The sequence below is a fragment of the Streptomyces sp. NPDC057963 genome, assembly GCF_042887155.1.
Classification (GTDB): Bacteria; Actinomycetota; Actinomycetes; order Streptomycetales; family Streptomycetaceae; genus Streptomyces.
In genome coordinates this window covers 1-16848 of sequence record NZ_JBHVPX010000005.1, presented here as the reverse complement: position 1 = coordinate 16848, position 16848 = coordinate 1, and the positions used below count along the sequence as shown (strand labels likewise).

The window sequence follows — 16848 nt, the reverse complement described above, 5'->3', positions numbered from 1 at the left end:
GGCGATCAGGGGATCCCCGCCGCCAAGGGGACCCCGCGCCCCGGGCTCTCCTCGGCGCGGCCCAGCGAACAGCGATCCTCGATAGGACCACGCCCATGGCAATCACACCTTCGGCCGTGCCAGTACAGGCCGACCCGCCCACCACAGCAGAATCCGGCATCCTGCGTCGCGCAGCCTGCGAATTCGGCCTCACCGGCATTCTGCTGTTCTTCGTCGTCACCGGCGTGCGCTGGCTTATCGCACCCGACTCACCGATCTCCGTCCATGACATCCACTACGCTCTCGCCATCCTTGGCGTCGCCATCGGGGGGCTTCTCATGGTGTTCATGGCGTCCCCGCCCGGCCGGCGGTCCGGCGGACACCTCAACCCCGCCGTCACCATCGCGCTATGGCGGCTCGGTGCCTTCCCGGCCCGCGCCGTCGTCCCGTACGTCACGGCCCAACTGGCCGGTTCCGTCGCAGGAACGGCGCTCGGCCGACTTGTCTGGGGACCGGCAGTCTCCCGCGTCCCCGTCTACTACGCGACCGTCCACGCCGACCCGGCATGGGACGCCACCGCGATCCTCACGGCGGAGACCGGAGTCCTCGTCCTGCTGACCATGATGCTCTCCGTGCTCCTGGCGCACCCGGCCGGCCGCAGACTGCTCCCCTGCGCGGTGGGGCTCGCCACCGCGGTCATCATCGCGACCTTCGGTCCCCTCAGCGGCGGATCGGCCAACCCGGCACGACAGTTCGGTCCGGCGCTCCTGGCCCAGGACATCACCCACCTGTGGATCTACCTGCTCGCTCCGGTGCTCGGCGCGGTGCTGGGAGCAGCCCTCGTGGCTCTGGCCAAACCCCTGACCACGCGGCGGCTCCGGTGCTGACGGCGAGGGAAATCACCGATCGGCTATCGCTCCACGATGCTCTTGGCAGTCGGTGTGAACGGCGGCGCCATCTGCACGCTGATCCCGAGCGTCTCGGCTTGTACAGCGCCCAGTTCGGGTTCATCAGCCGCGAGGACGCGATGATCGCGCTGGCCGAGCCGGGCATCGACCAGAGCGTCGCCGGGCCCGCCCAGCGCGGCGGACGGATCTACGGCTCCACCACCGTCTACGGCGGTCTGGGGACCGACGCCACCGAGTCCGAGGCCAAGATGTTCGTCTGGGATGTCGCAGGCGAACGCAAGGTCAAGGAGTTCACCCTCGACCTCCCCGGCCTCGACAGCCCGAAGATGATCAGCGGTCTCAGCTTCGGCCGCGACGGCCTGCTGTGGGGCGCGGCCGACGGATTCCTGTTCGCGATGGACCCGGACACCCTCCAGGTCGTCAGTTACAAGAACGTCTACCCCGAGGTGAAGAACTACGGCATGTGGCGGCCGGTCTACCTCCGCTGGGGCGCCGACGGCCTGCTGTACACCACCCTGGCCAGCAAGCTCACCGTTGTGGACCCCAAGACCATGGACCACGTGACACTCGGCGACTACGACGAGGAGGTCGCCTTCATGACCCCGGCCCGGGACGCCGACGGCCACGAGAACATCTACTTCCTCGGCAAGACGGCGGAGTCCCGGCTGCGGATGCTCCCGGTGCGCCACGGCCTGGCCGACGCCGTGGCCGTCGACAACGCCGGCTTCGAGGTGGCGCCGCCGGACGACGGCGCCGTCCCAGGGTGGCAGGGCGGTGGCACCCTGTTCGCCCTCTCCCAAGAGCGGGCATACACCGGCAGACGCAGCATGAAGATCGCCGATGCGGCCCGGAGCGGCCCCGAGGCGTCGGCGGAGCTGACCAGTGAGCCGGTGCCGACTGCCGCGGGGGCGTACTACCGGGCCCGTGCCAAGGTATACATCGAGGACGGAAGCACCGACGATTCGGTGCTGCTGCTGAGCTTCCTCGACGGGGCCGGTCGGCCGGATGGCGAGCGCACCGCTCCGCAGCGCGGACCAGCGGCGCTGGATCGACGCGCGGGCCAGCGGTACGGCTCCGCCTGGTACGGCGTCGGTCCGCGTCTCGCTGTACTCGTCCGCGTGGAACCTCATGACCGGATACGTCGACGCGGTGAGCCTTCAACGGACCAGGCGCGGGTGACACCCGCGCGCGGACACCGGGCCACGGCGACCGTACGCCGTGGCCCGGTGTCGTCGATGCGGCGCTCAGCCCTCGCCGTCGAACTCGCACCGCACGGCATCACCGCCGACACCCTCGCACTCGGCACAGTCCGGACCCCGATCGACGGCGCCTTCCCCTTCGGCCGCGATGCGTTCGAGATGCCTATCGAAAGCGTATTCCGCTTGGCTGCTACTCGGTGCCCGACGAGAACGTGGGCCCGCTGCTGCTCGCCTCGGACGCCGGTGCGTACATCAACGGGGCCCGGATCGTCGTGGACGGCGGCGTGTTCGCCGAACAGATGCATTGATGGGCGTGGTGAAGGAGCTGTCCAAGGGCGCCAAGGATGCGCTTCATCTGCCCCGCCGCGTACGCGGCGTACGACGCTCAGCTCTGCCACCCTTTGGTGACCGGGTCAGCACAGAAGGAAACTTGACGCCATGACATACACCTTGCGCACCCTCGCCCCGGCCGACGAGGCAGCCGTGCACGCGCTATGGGCGATCTGCTTCGACGCCCCGCACCTCCCGGCGCTGCACGCCCTGGACTCCGACCGCCACCGGCGGACCTTCGTGGCCGCGCGCGGTGACAGGGTCGACGCCGTCGTCTGCTACGTGCCGCGGCAGTTCCGCGACGCCCACGCCCGGGTCGAACGGGTGGGCGGTATCGGCAATGTCGCCACCCGCCCCGAGGCACGGGGCCACGGCCTGGTTCGATAGCCGCACCGGGGCTCCGGTGCAACTGCGGACGCTGCAGACTGTCCGGCCTGCTGCTGGCTCCTGGGTGGTGGCGGGGATGCCGGCGGCGCGCAGGACCGGCTCCTGGCAGACGTGCCACCCGGGGCCGCGGTGAGGTCGTGGGTGCGGCCCGGCAGCGCAGACGAGATCCAGAGCACCTCGCCGGTGGGGTCGGTGACGACCTTCGGCACCGCCCACGCCTATGCCACCTCCACGCCCGCAGCTCGCGGTTCCTGCCCTCCCTGTTCGTTGCCGAGCACCGGGACATCCGCCCGCCGCGAGCGCCCTGGTGGCTCCTGAAGGCACTACCGGCCCAGCCGAGGCGGGCGGCCGTCCGAGGTCCTTCGCCTCGGCGGCACGCCGGGTCAGAGAATCGGGATGATGAACCCCAGGCACTCTTCGACGTGACTCACCGGCTGTGTCTCGTCCGAACCGCTCCATTCGATGAGTGCCGTGTCGATGGCGGTGGCGATAAGCGCAGCCAGGCAGGACAGTTCGCCTTCGGTGTAGGCCATTCTCGAGTTGGCGTCGATGAAGGCGCTGACGACTTGAGCGAGGGGGTCTCGCCCATAGGCTCGCTTCACCTGCAGGCCAGGGTTGTCCCGTACGAGCTGAAGCCGTGTTCGGAGAATGCTCAGCTCGCTCTCGGGAAGGGTCAGGGCTGCCTCAGTGGATGCTTTGATCCTTGCCGAGACTGAGCCCTGCTCCGGGGACTGTTCGAGTTGCGCGGAGAGCCGGCATGAAAGGTCGTCGAGTCCCTCCCAGACGATCTGTTGTTTCGTGGGGTAGAAGCGGGCCAGGCTGGACCGGCTGATCCCTACAGCGGCTGCAATCTGCGCTGTACTGACCTCTTCGAACCCGAGTTCCTTGAAAAGAGCCAGTGCAGCGTCTCTCACGCGGAAGCGGTCGATGTGAGCCGGCCGTCCCCTGGTGGCGGTCTGAGTCAAGGTTCCCTCCAGGTTATGGAACAGTGCCTCATTAATCCTATCCTCTCGCAGTGGTGACACGGTGGGCGGCGCCAGCGGGGCACTCGTCAATGCCTGCTGCAACCCGGCGGCCTGGATGTACTCGCGCGTGGATCATCAATGCCCAGCTGCCGCCCGCGCAGATCTACGAGCTCTCGGGGGAAGCCGATCCCGCCGTCCGGCTCGCCAAACTCGGGCCCCGTCGGCAGCTCGCCCAGGCCGGGTGGCTACGCGGGCCTCCAGAGACGCGGAGACCGACACCTCTTCCCTATTATCGGACAGCGTGCTAAAAATGCTTCCGCGAGGTTGCGCCGAACACCGCTCCGGCTCTGAGGCTCGCATCGCCGGAGCTTTGCCGAACGGTGTGAGCCCGCACCGGGTCGTTCGCATCAAGGTCAGGAGACATTCAATGGAGAAGTCAGGCGACCTTGCGGCGTCGGGCACGGACAAGTCAGCCGCGGCAGCGGTCAGGACTGCGACGTCCGGATCCAGGACGAGACCTGCCTGACATCGGTGCGTCGTTTCGCTGGACGAAACAGACATCCCGAGGGCAGGCGCACGGCGGCGGGCTTGCGCCACGGTGCACTCCTTTCCTTGTCCACGAGGACGACCTGGTCCGGGTGAGCGCGATGCTCGCCTACCATCCGCCGGTCTTCACGTCGTTCGCCTGCCGGTGCGACACCACGGTTTCTCAGTGATCTTCAGCAGCGACACCGCGGCGGCAGATGACCTCATGACTCTCGCTGAGGGCACGGATGTGCTCGTCCATGAGGTGAGCGACTTGGACAGGGTGGCTTAGCCCGCACTCCTCCAGCTCATGAGCGGGGGCACCCCGACGTCACCGTGACGGCGATGTGTCGCGCGCAGGAGGGTTCCCGGCGGAGTGATCGCCGGACGAGACGTCATGCGCATCCCCCCTCTGACCTCGATCCCCAGGAAAGCCATCGGCATGCGATGGCCCGATGAAGCACGCCCACGACTAGCCAGAAGGGACAGAGATGGACCATCTCATCGCGCACCTCGCGCACGTCGAAATCCTCACACCCAGGCTCCAGGAGAGCGTTGCGTTCTTCCATGACCTCGTCGGCATGGAAGTCGTCCTCGAACACGACGATTCGGTCTTCCTCAGGACGTGGGGCAACTACCTCCCCTACGACCTGATCCTCACGCAGAGCCCGGCGACGGGCCTCGGCCACATCGGATGGCGGGCCAAGAACGCCGGAGCCCTCGACCTCGCGGCACGCCGGCTCGGCGCGGACAACGGGGGCCTCGGCTGGCAGGAGCCGGCACCCTGGCAGGGAAGGGCGTATCTCTTCGTCGGGCCCAATGGGCAGAAGCAGAAGATCTTCTGGGAGGCCGAGCACTACCAGGCACCTCAGCACCTTGCCTCGCCTCTGCCTACCCGCCCGCAGCGCACCCCCGCCCGCGGAGTCGCCGCCCGCTACCTCGACCATGTGAACTTCCCCTCCGCAGACGTGCTCGGGGACGCGCAGTGGTATGAGAGGAACCTCGGCGTCTTCCTCACCGAATGGACGGAGGTGCCCGAGGGAGGCCTGACCATCTTCGCGACCCTGTCCACCGGTTCGGCATTCCAACTGGCCTTCCTGCGCGACGACTCCGGGTACCGAGGCCGGTTTCACCACTTCGCCCTGCAGGTCGACGAGCGCACCGACGTCATCCGTGCCGCCGAGATCTTCCGCGAAGCCGGGATCCCGATCGAATGGGGCCCGGGACGCCACGGGCACGGGGAGTCTTTCTCGGTCTACGTGCGCGAACCCGGAGGAATGCGTCTGGAGATCGTCTCTCCCGGCCTCCAGCGCATCGCCCCGGACCACAAGCCGGTCAAGTGGGCTCCAACCCAGGGATCCGCCGACTTCTACCTCAGCAACCCGCTGCCGGAGGCATTCCTCGAAGTCCTGCCGGCCATCTCGACCGCCGACCAACCAGCGTCCGCCATCGACGTGGCCGGACTCGGAAACCCCTGGGGCAACACGTGAGATTCGCAAACGTCAACGGCCGCTCCACCCTCGTCACAGGGAGCGCCACCGGCATCGACCTGGCCCGCGCCACCGGGGACGAGAGCCTCGCCGACCCGCGCACCGCGCTCTCCCGGTGGGAGGAGGTCACCGAGCGGGCAGCCAGGCTCGACCGCGGCTCGCCTTCCCCCGGGGCGACCGTCACCTGGAGCGGGAACAGCCTCATGTGCCCCTCACCGGCACCCGGGCAGATCCTGTGCATCGGCCTCAACTACGTAAGCCACGCGGTCGAATCCGGCCTCGCCATTCCCGATCACCCGTTCGTGTTCGCGAAATTCACGTCGTCCCTCGCGGCCCCGTTCGGACCGGTCACGATCGCCAACGACACGACCGACTGGGAGGCCGAGGTTGTGGTCGTGATCGGCAGGACCGCCCACCAAGTCCCCGAGTCCGAGGCGTGGGGCCATGTGGCGGGCATTACTGCCGGCCAGGATGTCTCCGACCGGTCGGTGCAGAACCGGCTGGGAGTGAACAGCCAGCCCAGCTTGGGCAAGTCCCGCCCCGGCTACGGACCGGTCGGGCCGTTCATCGCCACACCGGACGAGTTCGTTGATCCGGACGACATCAGCGTCAGCTGCACCATCAACGGCGAGACCGTCCAGAGCGGATCCACCAAAGACCTCATCTTCAGCATCCCGAAGGTGGTCGCCTACCTCTCGGACATCGTCGTGCTGCGGCCCGGCGACCTGATCTTCACCGGAACCCCGTCGGGGGTCGGCATCGGCCGCACGCCCCCTCGTTTCCTGAACGACGGAGATGTCCTCGAGACCACCGTCGGCGGGGTGGGGACCATGCGCCACGAGGTGCGCGCCCAGCAGCCCGGTCCGGCCGGAACGATGGCAGCGACCCAGTCGGGGACCAAGGAATGAACGCGGCATCGATCGACCTGGACGTCTGCGTCGTCGGATACGGCCCGGTGGGCCAGACGCTGGCGGCCCTGCTCGGGCAGAAGGGATGGAAGGTCGGGGTGTACGAGCGCTGGGAACTGCCTTATCCGCTTCCCAGGGCCGGGCATGTCGACGACGAGATCGTACGCATCCTCCAGTCCGTCGGTGTCGCTGACCGGTTCGAGGTGAGGGCCGTCCCGGCCACCGGGTACGACTGGGTCGACGGCAACGGAGACCTCCTCTTCCAGATCGACTGGGGCAAGCCCACCAAGTCGTCCTGGAGGTCCGACTACATCTTCTACCAGCCCGACCTCGAGGCCCTGCTGTCACAGGCGGCCGAAGCCAATGAGAGCGTCTCTGTCCACCGCGGCTGGGAAGCGGTCGGCCTCGAACAACACGAGGACCGGGTGGAGGTGACCTTCCGAGGTGGGACACAGGACGGACAGAGGTGGGAGCCGAACGGCGTCACCACGACAGTCCGCGCCCGCTACGTCATCGGTGCCGACGGAGCCAACTCGTTCGTCCGGAAGGCGGCCGGCATCACCTGGGACGACTTCGGATTCTCCGAGACGCTCTCCATCGTGGACGTCAAACTCCACGAACCGGACCGGAAGATCGCGATGCCCAGCTCCGGTCAGATGTGCGACCCCGAGCGTCCCGTGACCCTCTTCCGCTGGCTGGCCCGCGAGCACGCCCGGTGGGAGTTCATGCTGATGCCGGGAGAAGACCCCGCCGAACTCGTCAGTGAGTCCAACTGCTGGCGCAGACTCGAACGCTGGGGCGTCACCCCCGAGAACGCGACGCTGATCCGTCGAACCCTCTACACCTTCAACTCCCTGGTCGCCCACGACTTCACAAGCGGCCGGGCCATCCTGGCCGGCGACGCCGCGCACCTCATGCCACCGTTCCTGGGACAGGGGATGTGCTCGGGAATCCGCGACGCCGCCAACCTCGCCTGGAAACTGGACCTGGTCCTGAAGGGCACCACCTCGGACGGCATCCTGGAGACCTACACGCGGGAGCGACGGGACCACGTCTCCGAGATCACCCGGATCGCGATCGCGCTGGGCGCCGTCCTGTGCGAAACCGACCCGGAGAAGGCGGCCGCGCGAGACGCCGAGATCCGTCGGCACGGACCGCCGCCCGTGCCCCCGATGCCGGCCCTGACGGCGGGCTTCCTCGGCAAGGCCGACGGCAGTTCCAGCGCCCGTGGCCAGCTCGGAGTACAGGGCCTCATCGTCCACGAGGAGAAGGTCAAGCGGTTCGACGACGTGGCGGGATCGGGGTGGACGCTGTTCTGCGCCGATCGCTCCCTCGCCGAGGATGCCCGCCGGATCTGTGATGCGGTGTCCGGCTTCCTCACTATCAACGTGGTCTACGTCTCCAAAGCCCCCGTCAAGTTTCCAGGCTCCTATGTCGACTTCGACGGCACGTACGACCGGTGGTTCACCTCCTCGAACGCGCAGGCGATCCTCGTCCGCCCGGACTTCTACACCTACGGGCAGGCGAACACCTCGGCAGAGGTTGCCGATCTCCTCACTGGAATGATCAGCCGCTTGCGGAACCCTCTGGACGCAGCACCCAGTTTGTGCTGACGGCTGGGAAGTCCCAGGGACTGTGTCCGCGGCGTGTGCAGCCGCAGGTCCAACGCTGGCCGGGCGGCTGCCGAGGGCCCGGTCGGGTAGTCCGGCGACAGCACTTCCCCCACCCAGGACGGGACCGGCATCCCGCGCGCGCCCGGCCCCGTCCTGGGACAGCAGCGCGACGCTAGGCGGCGTCGCTGCCCCAACGAAGACATTCAAAGCCGTTTGCGAATTCGGACAACAATCTCGGCAAGGGCGCCGGGCGCCATGGAAGGAAGTGGTGGGCGGATGGACAAAGTGGTCGCATCGGCCGCGGAGGCCGTGGCGGACGTCCCGGACGGGGCGTCCCTCGCGGTCGGCGGCTTCGGACTCAGCGGAGTGCCAGGGGTCCTGATCCAGGCCCTCTACGACAAGCGCGTCACGGGCCTGGACGTGGTCTCCAACAACTGTGGGGCGATGGAGTCGGGCCTTGCGGTCCTGCTCGCCGCAGGCCGGATCGTTCGTGTCACCGGCAGCTACATCGGTGGCAACAAGGAGTTCGCCCGCCAGTACCTCGGCGGGGAGATAGAGCTCGAACTGATCCCACAGGGGACGCTGGCCGAGCGGCTGCGCGCCGGCGGCTGCGGCATTCCCGCCTTCTACACCCCCGCTGGCGTCGGCACCCAGGTCGCTGACGGCGGGCTGCCCTGGCGCTACGACGGCGCCGGCGGGGTGGCCGTGGTCTCCCCGGCCAAGGAGGTCCGCGAGTTCGACGGCGCGGAGTACGTCCTGGAGCGCGGCATCACCACCGACTTCGCCCTGCTACGGGCCGCGAAGGGCGACCGGCACGGCAACCTGGTCTTCAACAAGTCCTCCCGCAACTTCAACCCGTTGGCGGCCATGGCGGGCCGGATCACGATCGCCGAGGTCGAGCAGCTGGTCGAACCCGGCGAGATCGACCCCGACCAGGTCCACCTGCCAGGCATCTTCGTACAGCGCGTGGTGGTGCTTACTCCCGAGCAGGCCGCCGACAAGAAGATCGAGAAGGTCACCGCTACGCCCAGGGAGGTGAGGGCCTGATGGCCTGGACACGTGAGGAGATGGCCGCCCGCGCGGCCCGCGAGCTGCGCGACGGCGAGTACGTCAACCTCGGCATCGGCCTGCCGACGCTGATCCCCAACCACCTGCCCGCCGGCGTCCACGTCGTGCTGGAGTCGGAGAACGGCATCCTCGGCACCGGCCGGTTCCCGTACGAGGACGAGGTGGACCCCGATCTGATCAACGCGGGCAAGGAGACGGTCACCGTGCTGCCCGGCGCCTCCTTCTTCGACTCCGCCCTGTCTTTCGGCATGATCCGCGGCGGCCACATCGACGCCGCCGTGCTCGGCGCCATGCAGGTCTCCCAGAACGGCGACCTCGCCAACTGGGCCGTCCCCGGCAAGATGGTGACCGGCATCGGCGGTGCCATGGACCTGGTGCACGGCGCCCGACGGGTCATCGTCACCATGTCCCACGCCGCCAAGGACGGCAGCCCGAAGATCGTCGAGGAGTGCGACCTGCCGCTCACCGGCAAGGCCTGCGTCGACCGGATCATCACCGACCTCGGCGTCCTGGACGTCACCGAAGGCGGCCTGGTCCTCGTCGAGACGGCGCCCGGCGTCACCACCGATGAGATCGCCGGCAGGACAGCCGCGAAAATCAGCTGACACCGCACCCCGCCTCGTCATCGACACCGACAGGGCACGCGCCGGGGCGAAGCTCATCGCCACCAGGGCGCTGCGGTACGGGCCGTACGGCATGGCAGCCGACGACATCAACTACCCGCCCGCGGGCCTCCGGTCGGTGACGGCCGGGCGGTCGGCGGCGGCGACGAGGTCGGCAAAGCCCAGGGGAGTGCCCGGCGCCGGGGCTGCCACGGACCTGGTCGCTGCTGCCGTATCGAGGCCGTCGAGGGCCAGGTCGAGGTGGCGGTGGAGGAGGTCGCCGTCGGCGTCGAGACGGTCCAGACCGCCGGGAAGGGGGCGGGAGAGGCGGATCGAGAGCAGTACGAGATCGCCCATGCCCACGTCTCGGCGGAGCCGGCCTGACCGGTGTGCGGCGTCGATCAGGGCTTCGACGGTGCTCACGGTGCTGGTACGAATACGTGCGAGCTCTTCGTCGACCACGAGACCTTCGAGCAGGACGGGAACGACCGCGCCCATCCGCAGGTCCGCCGCGCCGTGGACGAAGCGGCGCAAGGCCGCGAAGGCGTCGTCGTCCACCGCGGCGGCCGCTTCGGCCACGCCCTCCAGGCGGACGAGCAGGTCGCCGGTCAGGTCCCGGACGAGCACCTCCCGGTCGGGGTAGCGCCGGTAGAGCGTGCCGGGCCCGATTCCGGCCCGGCGCACGATCAGGTCCAGGGGCGCGTCGAGACCGCGCGTCAAGAAGACGTCCCGGGCCGCGTCGAGAATCCGCCGCCTGCTGCGTGCCGCATCCGCCCGCACGGTGTACCGCCTTCCGTCACTCACCGAACCGGAGAATTCCTCTCCGCTATGGTATCGTCCTAGAAACGGAGATGAACTCTCCGCTTAATGTTCAATGTTGAAGGGAGCACGCCATGAACGGCGCGCTGACTGTCCGGACCGTGATCGACGGCACCGAGTACACGCAGGACGACGTCCGCCGATGGGAGCTGGACCGCGCCCGCACCGCGCTCGCCCTGCTCAAGGACCGGATCGGGGACGAGTCGATGCGGGAACTGCTCACCGAGGACCTCCGCGCGGCGGACGAGGCGATGGCACCGCTGCCGGACGCCTCGGGCGGCGCGTGGCGGTCCGCCGTGACCGAGATGGAGATCGGCGGGATCACCGCCGAGGAGTTCCTGACCTGGTGGCAGGGACGGCTCGCCGACGCCGACCGGGCGGCGCTGCTCGCGGCCAATCCGGAGCACTACCTCGCCGACTCCGCCGACGGGGTGGTCGAGATCATCGAAACCATCGGCTCCGGACCGCTGCGCTTCTTCCTCACCTTCCACGACGGCGTCGCGATCGAGGGCAAGGGCCACGAGACCTACCCCGTCCGGATCGGCGGCACCGGCCGACTCGCCGACGGCACCGAGATCTGCCGCGTCATGCACGAGTTCGGCGACGGCCCGCACGGCCTGCGCATCCGCCTGACGATCCAGTTCCCCGCACACGCCCCCGAGCACGTCTTCACCGGCCACCAGTGGCACTTCGCCTGCGAGTTCCTCAACTGGCTGGAGGCCGCGCACACGGCTCAGTGACGACGGCCGAGCGGTGGTGGGGAACCCCTTGCGCTGCCGGGTTCCCCACCCCGCGGTCCTGCCGACGCGCACCACACACCATCGAGGTCATCCCTCATGCGGACCAGAAAATCGCCGCCCAATCCGGACACGTCGCCGGGCCCGCCTCGGCGCACCCTTCGTTGCGCCACACACGAGTTCGGCCTCACCGGATTGCTGCTCTTCCTTGTCGTCACCGCGATGCGATGGCTGCTCGCGCCCGACTCGCCCACGGCCATCGGGAACCCGGACGTCGCGCCGGCCGTACTCGGCGCGCTCATCGGAGTGCTGCTGACCTTGCTCATCCTGTCGCCTTCCGGGCGGTACCCCGGCGGGCATCTGAACCCCGCCGTCACCGTGGCCCTGTGGCTTCTCGGGGCCTTTCCCGGGCGGGCCGTCGTCCCGTACATCGCCGCCCAGGCGGCCGGATCGCTGGCCGGCACAGCGCTCGGCGGCCTCGTCTGGGGGGCCACCGCCCGCCACGCCCCCATCGCGTACGCGGTCGTGGGGTCCGCGCCGACCTGGCACGCCGCCGCGGTGCTCACGGCAGAGGCTGGAGCCGTCGTCGCCGTGACACTCATGCTCGGCGCCTTCCTCCGCCGCCCGTCCTCCCGACCACTGCTGCCGTACGCCGTAGGTCTGGCCACGGCACTCATCATCGCGTCACTGGGCCCCCGCAGCGGCGGATCCGCCAACCCCGCACGGCAGCTCGGCCCGGCACTCCTGTCCGGGAACACCACACATCTGTGGATCTACCTGCTCGCCCCGGTGATCGGCGCATTCATCGGCGGCGGCATCCGGCACACGCTCGCCGCACGTGCCCACCGGGCACGGACCCGCCACGCCCTTCGCTACGCCCCTGGCACAGACTCCGGCTGATCAGCCCCCGCTCACGCGTGGGGTACCGAGCAGCCGCGCAGCACGACCAACCCCTTGCATCCGTGGAACCACCTCCCCTCCCGCGACGAAGCGCGCGATCCGCCCCGAACAGCGGGTCCGTGCCCCAGACACCTGAAAGGTGCCTCAAAGTATGTTCTCCACTTTCGATCTAGAGTTCGCCTGGATCGGCCTCGGCGCCGCCGTCGTCCTCATGGTCGTTCTCCTGGCGACCGACGCGCTGCGCAGCGACCACGCCCTCCCCCGGTGGAAGGACCCCTCCTGCCTGGGCTGGCTCGCCGTCGTGATGTACCTGTTCCACATCTTCGAGGAGTACGGCATCGCCGCCGACGGCGCCCGGCACGCCTTCCCCGACTCGCTGTGCACCACGCTCGGCCTGGGCACCTATCCCGACTGCGCGATCCCGACGGAGTTCTATCTCTTCGTCAACATCGGGCTGACCTGGGTCGTGGCGGTGCTCTGCGCCCTGCTCGCACGCAGGTACGTGATGATGGGGTTCGCGTTCTACAGCCTCGTCATCGTCAACTGCTTCTTCCACATCGTCCCTGCCCTCGTCACCGGAACGTACAACCCGGGGCTGCTGACCTCGGTCGCGATGTTCCTGCCCGCCTCGGCCTGGGTCGTCAACGTGTTCCTCAAACACCGGGAACCGACGCTCGGCGTGGGGCGCCTCCTGGGCATCGTCGGCGTCGGCATAGCCGTCAACGGCTCCCTGCCGCTCACGATCAACCTGTTCCTGAACGACGTCATCTCCGGACCGGTACTCGACCTGCTGCAACTCGCCAACGCAGGGCTCATCCCGCTGGTCGGCGCCCTCCTCCAGAGGTCCCTCCCCCGAACCCATGCCACTGCAGCGACGACCGGCGACAGGGTCGCGCACTGAAGGGACACTCCCCCGAGAGGGTCATGACCATCCTTCCGCCACCCACGGTGAGGGCCCGCAGGAGCTGCGGGGCCCTCACCGTGGGTGGCCGGCAGCCCCGACCTATGCCGCCGGGTGGCGACGGTGGTCGATCCGGATGCCCAACAGCGAGCCTGAGCTGCTGGAACTGATCGCGGATGTCCTGGAACATCAGCGAGGACGTGACCTGGGCGATGGCCTGAATGCAGGAGGCGCCGCCTTGCTGATCGCCCCGCTGGTCAACCACGGGCAGAAGGTGCTCTACATCCCCGGCCGCTCCGGCCACTACGCTTCGGGCTCCTACGCGGCGACGGGAAGACAGACGCGAAGGACGCCTACGTCATCGCCGATCGGGCCTGCATGCGACACGACCTTGAGCCTCTGGCAGTCGGGAACGATGTGTCGGTGGACCTGAAGATCCTCACTGCCCGTCGCTACGACCTGACCGCCGACCGCACCCGCGCAATGACCCGGCTGCGCGCACAACTCCTGGAATACTTCCCCGCATTGGTGCGGTCCTTCGACTACAGCCGGATCAAGGGAGCACTGGTCTTGCTGACCGGCTACCAGACCCCGGCTGCACTGCGCAGGATCGGCTCAAGCCGCCTCGCCACCTGGTTGAAGAACCGCAAGGTCCGCAGCTCCGCCTCGGTCCAGGCCGCCGAAGCCCAGCACACCGCCGTCCCCGGGGAGAAGCCGGCCACCGCCATGGTGGCCAAGCCGGCCAGGGAGGTAATGGCCCTCGACAAGGAGATCTCCGAGATCGACACCTTGATCAAGGCGCGGTTTCGCGAGCACCAGCACTCGGAAGCGATCCCCAGCATGCCAGGGATGGGCCCGCTGCTGAGCGCCGAGTTCATCGCCATCACCGGCGGAAACATGGATGCCTTTGGCACCTCCGACCGCCTGGACGGCGTCGCAGGGTTGGCCCCCGTCCCCCGGAACTCCGGGCGCATCAGCGGAAACCTGCACCGGCCACGTCGCTATAGCCCAAGGCCATGAAGTTACGGTCCGGGAGCCGACATCAAGATGTCGATGGTGATGGTGGCCTTGTAGGTGTGGCAGTCGACCTTGATGCTCTTGTCCCCCGGCCAGCCCCCATCCCACACCCTCAAAACCCACCCACCCATGTTCTCAACCAACCGTCAACATCCCAGCTCACACACCACCCAACACCCCGACTAACCACCCCAGCGTTATCACGTGCACGGAACGCAGCGATTCGATGTGCCGGGCGCCGAACCGCAGCGATTCCACGAGGGCCGTAGGCTCACCGGCGGTCAGCGGGCCCATCAGGCCGTCCACGAGCGGGGTGGTACCCGTGGACGTCTCCGCCGTGATCCGTACGGGCACCGCGGTGTGGTCGCGGGAGGGGACGAAGTCGATCCGGAGCACGACTGGTTCGCCGGCGGATCTCCAGCGGGGCGGCTCCGGTGCCGCCGGTGGCCCGGGCCTGCCGGAAACGTCCCTCGGAACCCCTGTCCTCCGCCCGCCAGCACTGGTGGTTTACCTGGTCACACGCCCCTCTTCGCCCGTGCTCACACCCCGTCAACCCAGCACGTCGTCACACCGTTCCCGTACAGGCGTACAGCCGTACGACCGCAAGTCTGGCCGCGCGGGGCCATGCCGGGTCCGCTACCCGCCGGCGCCGGAACCGTCCGTGCCGCAGCCCGATGGAGGTGGTCGGGCCCCGGGCTCTCCGGCTCCCGGGCCCGCCCCTCGCGAAAGGTCTCCCCCTGCCGACGCCGCCGGTGGTGACCGGCGAGGCGCCGACGGAACGCCGTCAGGGGGTCGGGGTCCGTCCCGGTGCCGGCACGGTGGCGCGGCCGTCGGCGAGGTGGACGATCTGGTCGGGGCGCCACCGTGCGGGGTCGCGGTGGGTGTCGATGATCCGGGTGCAGTCGAGGCCGTTGACGGTGGCCGTGACAAGTGCGTCGGTGTCGGCGTGCGGGTCGCCGACGCGGATGTTGTCGGCGATCGTCCCGTCGAAGAGGGGTGGGGTCCTGGTGGAGGATGGCGAAGCGGCCGAGCCGGTCCGCGGTGGCCAGATCGCACAGGTCGGTGCCGCCCAGGGTGATCCGGCCGCTCTCCGGGTCGTCGCCCCGCAGCAGGAGGTTCAGCAGGGTGGACTTGCCGCTGCCGGTGGGACCGGTGATGGCGGTGGTCGATCCGGCCGGCACGGTCAGCGACACTTCGTGCAGGGCGGGGCGAGCGTGACGCGGTCGATGTGGAGGGCGGTGTCCTCCGGCAGCGGGCGGGGGTGGGGCGATTCCGGCAGGGGCGGTGTGGTCACGAGTGAGGCGTACTGGTCGATCCCGGCCCGGGTGTCGCTGAGGGTCACCCCGAGGAGCACGAGTTCGTCGAGCGGCGCGGTGGCGCGCAGGGTCAGCAGCAGCACGGCGAACGCCTCGTGGGGGGTGGTGCCGAGGGTGACGCACAGGGCAAGCATTCCGACGGTGGGCAGGGCTGTGGCCAGTGCCGAGACGAAGGTGGCGGGGGCGCTGACGTCGTTGAGGCGTCGCAGAGCGGCGTGCTCGTGGTTCCAGGCGTCGGTCAGCCGACGCACCGCTCCGGTGGTTCCGGTCACGGACCGGTACAGCTCCTGGTGCTCGGAGAATTCCAGGAGCGCCTCGACCGAGGCCGTGCGGGCGGCTTGACGGCGTGCGTCCGTACGGGCGAGCGTCCGCTGGGCGAAGGTCTGCGCCGTGCCGGAGACCACGACGATCCGGTGGTGGGCGCGCGCCGCGAGGGCGTGGTCGTGGGTGGCCAGCACGACGGTGCGGGCGGGCAGGGCGAGCAGGGTGTCCATGACGGTCCGCGCCGTGTCGGGGTCGAGGGCGCTGGTGGGTTCGTCGAGCACGAGCACCGGGGCCCCGGTCAGCAGGGCGAGGGCGAGTCGTTGGCGTTCTCCGCCGGAGAGGGGCGCGGCCGGGGCGTCGAGCGGGACAGGCAGCGCGGCCGACGCCAGCGCGGCGCGTAGTTCCTCGTCGGTGGCGTGCGGGCGGGCGAGCAGCAGGTTCTCGCGGACGCTGCGCGGAAGGACCCCGGGCAACTGGGGGACGGTGGCCACTCGTCGTGCCATCGATTCGAGCGGCAGGTCCCGGTACGGGGTGTCCCCGAGGCTGATCGTGCCGTCGTCGGGGTCGGTGCCCCGGCTCAGCAGTAGCAGGAGTGTGGTCTTGCCCGAACCGCTGGGGCCGGTCACGGCGGTGACCGCGTGCGGCACGACCCATGAGGGGTCGTCGAGAAGGGGACCCGGGTCATCAAGCCCGGCTCGTCGCAGGAACTCGATGACGTCGATGTCGCTGCACTTCACTGTCCACCGGATCGTTGGCAGCGGGAATCTGTGGGTGAGCGAGTGCGTCATCACGTACGACGGGGTGCCCACCTACTCAGTGAGCATCATGGAATGTGCCCGCGGGCATGTGGTGCACGAGACGCAGTGCTTCGCGGACGCCTTCGGCGCGCCTGGATGGCAGACAGCACTCGCGGAGCCGAT

18 protein-coding genes and 1 pseudogene are annotated in these 16848 nt (G+C 69.0%); 13 read left to right on the top strand and 6 right to left on the bottom strand.

Annotated features, from left to right (window positions below):
* The first annotated feature begins 95 nt into the window (after positions 1-95).
* From ACFVT1_RS13095 to ACFVT1_RS13085, 3 genes are all read left to right on the top strand, one after another.
* A complete protein-coding gene (locus tag ACFVT1_RS13095) occupies positions 96-866 on the top strand; it encodes an MIP/aquaporin family protein (protein ID WP_389794661.1) in 771 nt (256 codons plus the stop codon).
* 98 nt (positions 867-964) lie between these two features.
* Positions 965-2494: a hypothetical protein gene (locus ACFVT1_RS13090; RefSeq protein WP_389794660.1), complete on the top strand. Its 1530-nt coding sequence runs from the start codon at positions 965-967 to the stop codon at positions 2492-2494.
* Between the two features lie 30 nt (positions 2495-2524).
* Positions 2525-2803 carry a GNAT family N-acetyltransferase gene (locus ACFVT1_RS13085; RefSeq protein WP_389794658.1) on the top strand — a complete coding sequence of 93 codons (279 nt, stop codon included), beginning with the start codon at positions 2525-2527 and terminating at the stop codon, positions 2801-2803.
* 122 nt (positions 2804-2925) lie between these two features.
* On the opposite strand, the pseudogene ACFVT1_RS13080 reads toward ACFVT1_RS13085, so the two are convergent.
* Positions 2926-3006 (bottom strand): annotated as a pseudogene (locus tag ACFVT1_RS13080) (IS5/IS1182 family transposase); the annotation flags it as partial.
* Positions 3007-3186: 180 nt separating this feature from the next.
* Complete coding sequence (locus ACFVT1_RS13075; RefSeq protein WP_389794656.1) at positions 3187-3768, bottom strand: TetR/AcrR family transcriptional regulator; 582 nt, start codon at positions 3766-3768, stop codon at positions 3187-3189.
* A 1016-nt stretch (positions 3769-4784) separates the two neighbouring features.
* On the opposite strand from ACFVT1_RS13075, the gene ACFVT1_RS13070 reads away from it, so the two are divergent.
* The 5 genes from ACFVT1_RS13070 to ACFVT1_RS13050 all read left to right on the top strand — a co-directional run bounded on the left by ACFVT1_RS13070 (position 4785) and on the right by ACFVT1_RS13050 (position 9977).
* The gene (locus ACFVT1_RS13070) at positions 4785-5783 is read left to right on the top strand and encodes a VOC family protein (protein WP_389794654.1); all 999 of its coding nucleotides are present in this window, start codon (positions 4785-4787) and stop codon (positions 5781-5783) included.
* Positions 5780-6691 carry a fumarylacetoacetate hydrolase family protein gene (locus ACFVT1_RS13065; protein WP_389794652.1) on the top strand — a complete coding sequence of 304 codons (912 nt, stop codon included), beginning with the start codon at positions 5780-5782 and terminating at the stop codon, positions 6689-6691. The genes ACFVT1_RS13070 and ACFVT1_RS13065 overlap by 4 nt, the downstream gene beginning before the upstream one ends.
* Positions 6688-8304: a bifunctional 3-(3-hydroxy-phenyl)propionate/3-hydroxycinnamic acid hydroxylase gene (locus tag ACFVT1_RS13060; protein ID WP_389794651.1), complete on the top strand. Its 1617-nt coding sequence runs from the start codon at positions 6688-6690 to the stop codon at positions 8302-8304. The genes ACFVT1_RS13065 and ACFVT1_RS13060 overlap by 4 nt, the downstream gene beginning before the upstream one ends.
* Positions 8305-8580: 276 nt before the next feature.
* Positions 8581-9351 (top strand): CoA transferase subunit A, encoded by a 771-nt coding sequence (locus tag ACFVT1_RS13055; RefSeq protein ID WP_389794649.1) that lies wholly within the window; start codon positions 8581-8583, stop codon positions 9349-9351.
* Positions 9351-9977: a CoA transferase subunit B gene (locus ACFVT1_RS13050; protein WP_389794647.1), complete on the top strand. Its 627-nt coding sequence runs from the start codon at positions 9351-9353 to the stop codon at positions 9975-9977. The genes ACFVT1_RS13055 and ACFVT1_RS13050 overlap by 1 nt, the downstream gene beginning before the upstream one ends.
* A 111-nt stretch (positions 9978-10088) precedes the next feature.
* On the opposite strand, the gene ACFVT1_RS13045 is transcribed toward ACFVT1_RS13050, so the two are convergent.
* Positions 10089-10778: a TetR/AcrR family transcriptional regulator gene (locus ACFVT1_RS13045; RefSeq protein ID WP_389794645.1), complete on the bottom strand. Its 690-nt coding sequence runs from the start codon at positions 10776-10778 to the stop codon at positions 10089-10091.
* A gap of 89 nt (positions 10779-10867) precedes the next feature.
* On the opposite strand from ACFVT1_RS13045, the gene ACFVT1_RS13040 reads away from it, so the two are divergent.
* The 5 genes from ACFVT1_RS13040 (at position 10868) to ACFVT1_RS13020 (ending at position 14351) form a co-directional block, all read left to right on the top strand.
* A complete protein-coding gene (locus tag ACFVT1_RS13040; RefSeq protein WP_389794643.1) occupies positions 10868-11533 on the top strand; it encodes a hypothetical protein in 666 nt (221 codons plus the stop codon).
* Positions 11534-11629: 96 nt separating this feature from the next.
* Positions 11630-12430, top strand: a complete 801-nt coding sequence (locus tag ACFVT1_RS13035) for an MIP/aquaporin family protein (protein WP_389794641.1) — start codon at positions 11630-11632, stop codon at positions 12428-12430.
* Positions 12431-12581: 151 nt separating this feature from the next.
* Complete coding sequence (locus ACFVT1_RS13030) at positions 12582-13331, top strand: HXXEE domain-containing protein (protein WP_389794639.1); 750 nt, start codon at positions 12582-12584, stop codon at positions 13329-13331.
* Positions 13332-13467: 136 nt separating this feature from the next.
* Positions 13468-13764: a hypothetical protein gene (locus ACFVT1_RS13025; RefSeq protein ID WP_389794638.1), complete on the top strand. Its 297-nt coding sequence runs from the start codon at positions 13468-13470 to the stop codon at positions 13762-13764.
* Positions 13692-14351, top strand: a complete 660-nt coding sequence (locus tag ACFVT1_RS13020; RefSeq protein ID WP_389795452.1) for a transposase — start codon at positions 13692-13694, stop codon at positions 14349-14351. The genes ACFVT1_RS13025 and ACFVT1_RS13020 overlap by 73 nt, the downstream gene beginning before the upstream one ends.
* A gap of 156 nt (positions 14352-14507) precedes the next feature.
* On the opposite strand, the gene ACFVT1_RS13015 is transcribed toward ACFVT1_RS13020, so the two are convergent.
* From ACFVT1_RS13015 to ACFVT1_RS13005, 3 genes are all read right to left on the bottom strand, one after another.
* On the bottom strand, positions 14508-14744 hold the full coding sequence (locus ACFVT1_RS13015) for a hypothetical protein (RefSeq protein ID WP_389794636.1): 237 nt from the start codon (positions 14742-14744) through the stop codon (positions 14508-14510).
* 143 nt (positions 14745-14887) lie between these two features.
* Entirely contained in the window at positions 14888-15529 is a 642-nt protein-coding gene (locus ACFVT1_RS13010) for an ATP-binding cassette domain-containing protein (protein WP_389795451.1), read from the bottom strand.
* Positions 15530-15531: 2 nt separating this feature from the next.
* Positions 15532-16665 carry an ATP-binding cassette domain-containing protein gene (locus ACFVT1_RS13005; RefSeq protein WP_389794634.1) on the bottom strand — a complete coding sequence of 378 codons (1134 nt, stop codon included), beginning with the start codon at positions 16663-16665 and terminating at the stop codon, positions 15532-15534.
* Positions 16666-16848: the final 183 nt, after the last annotated feature.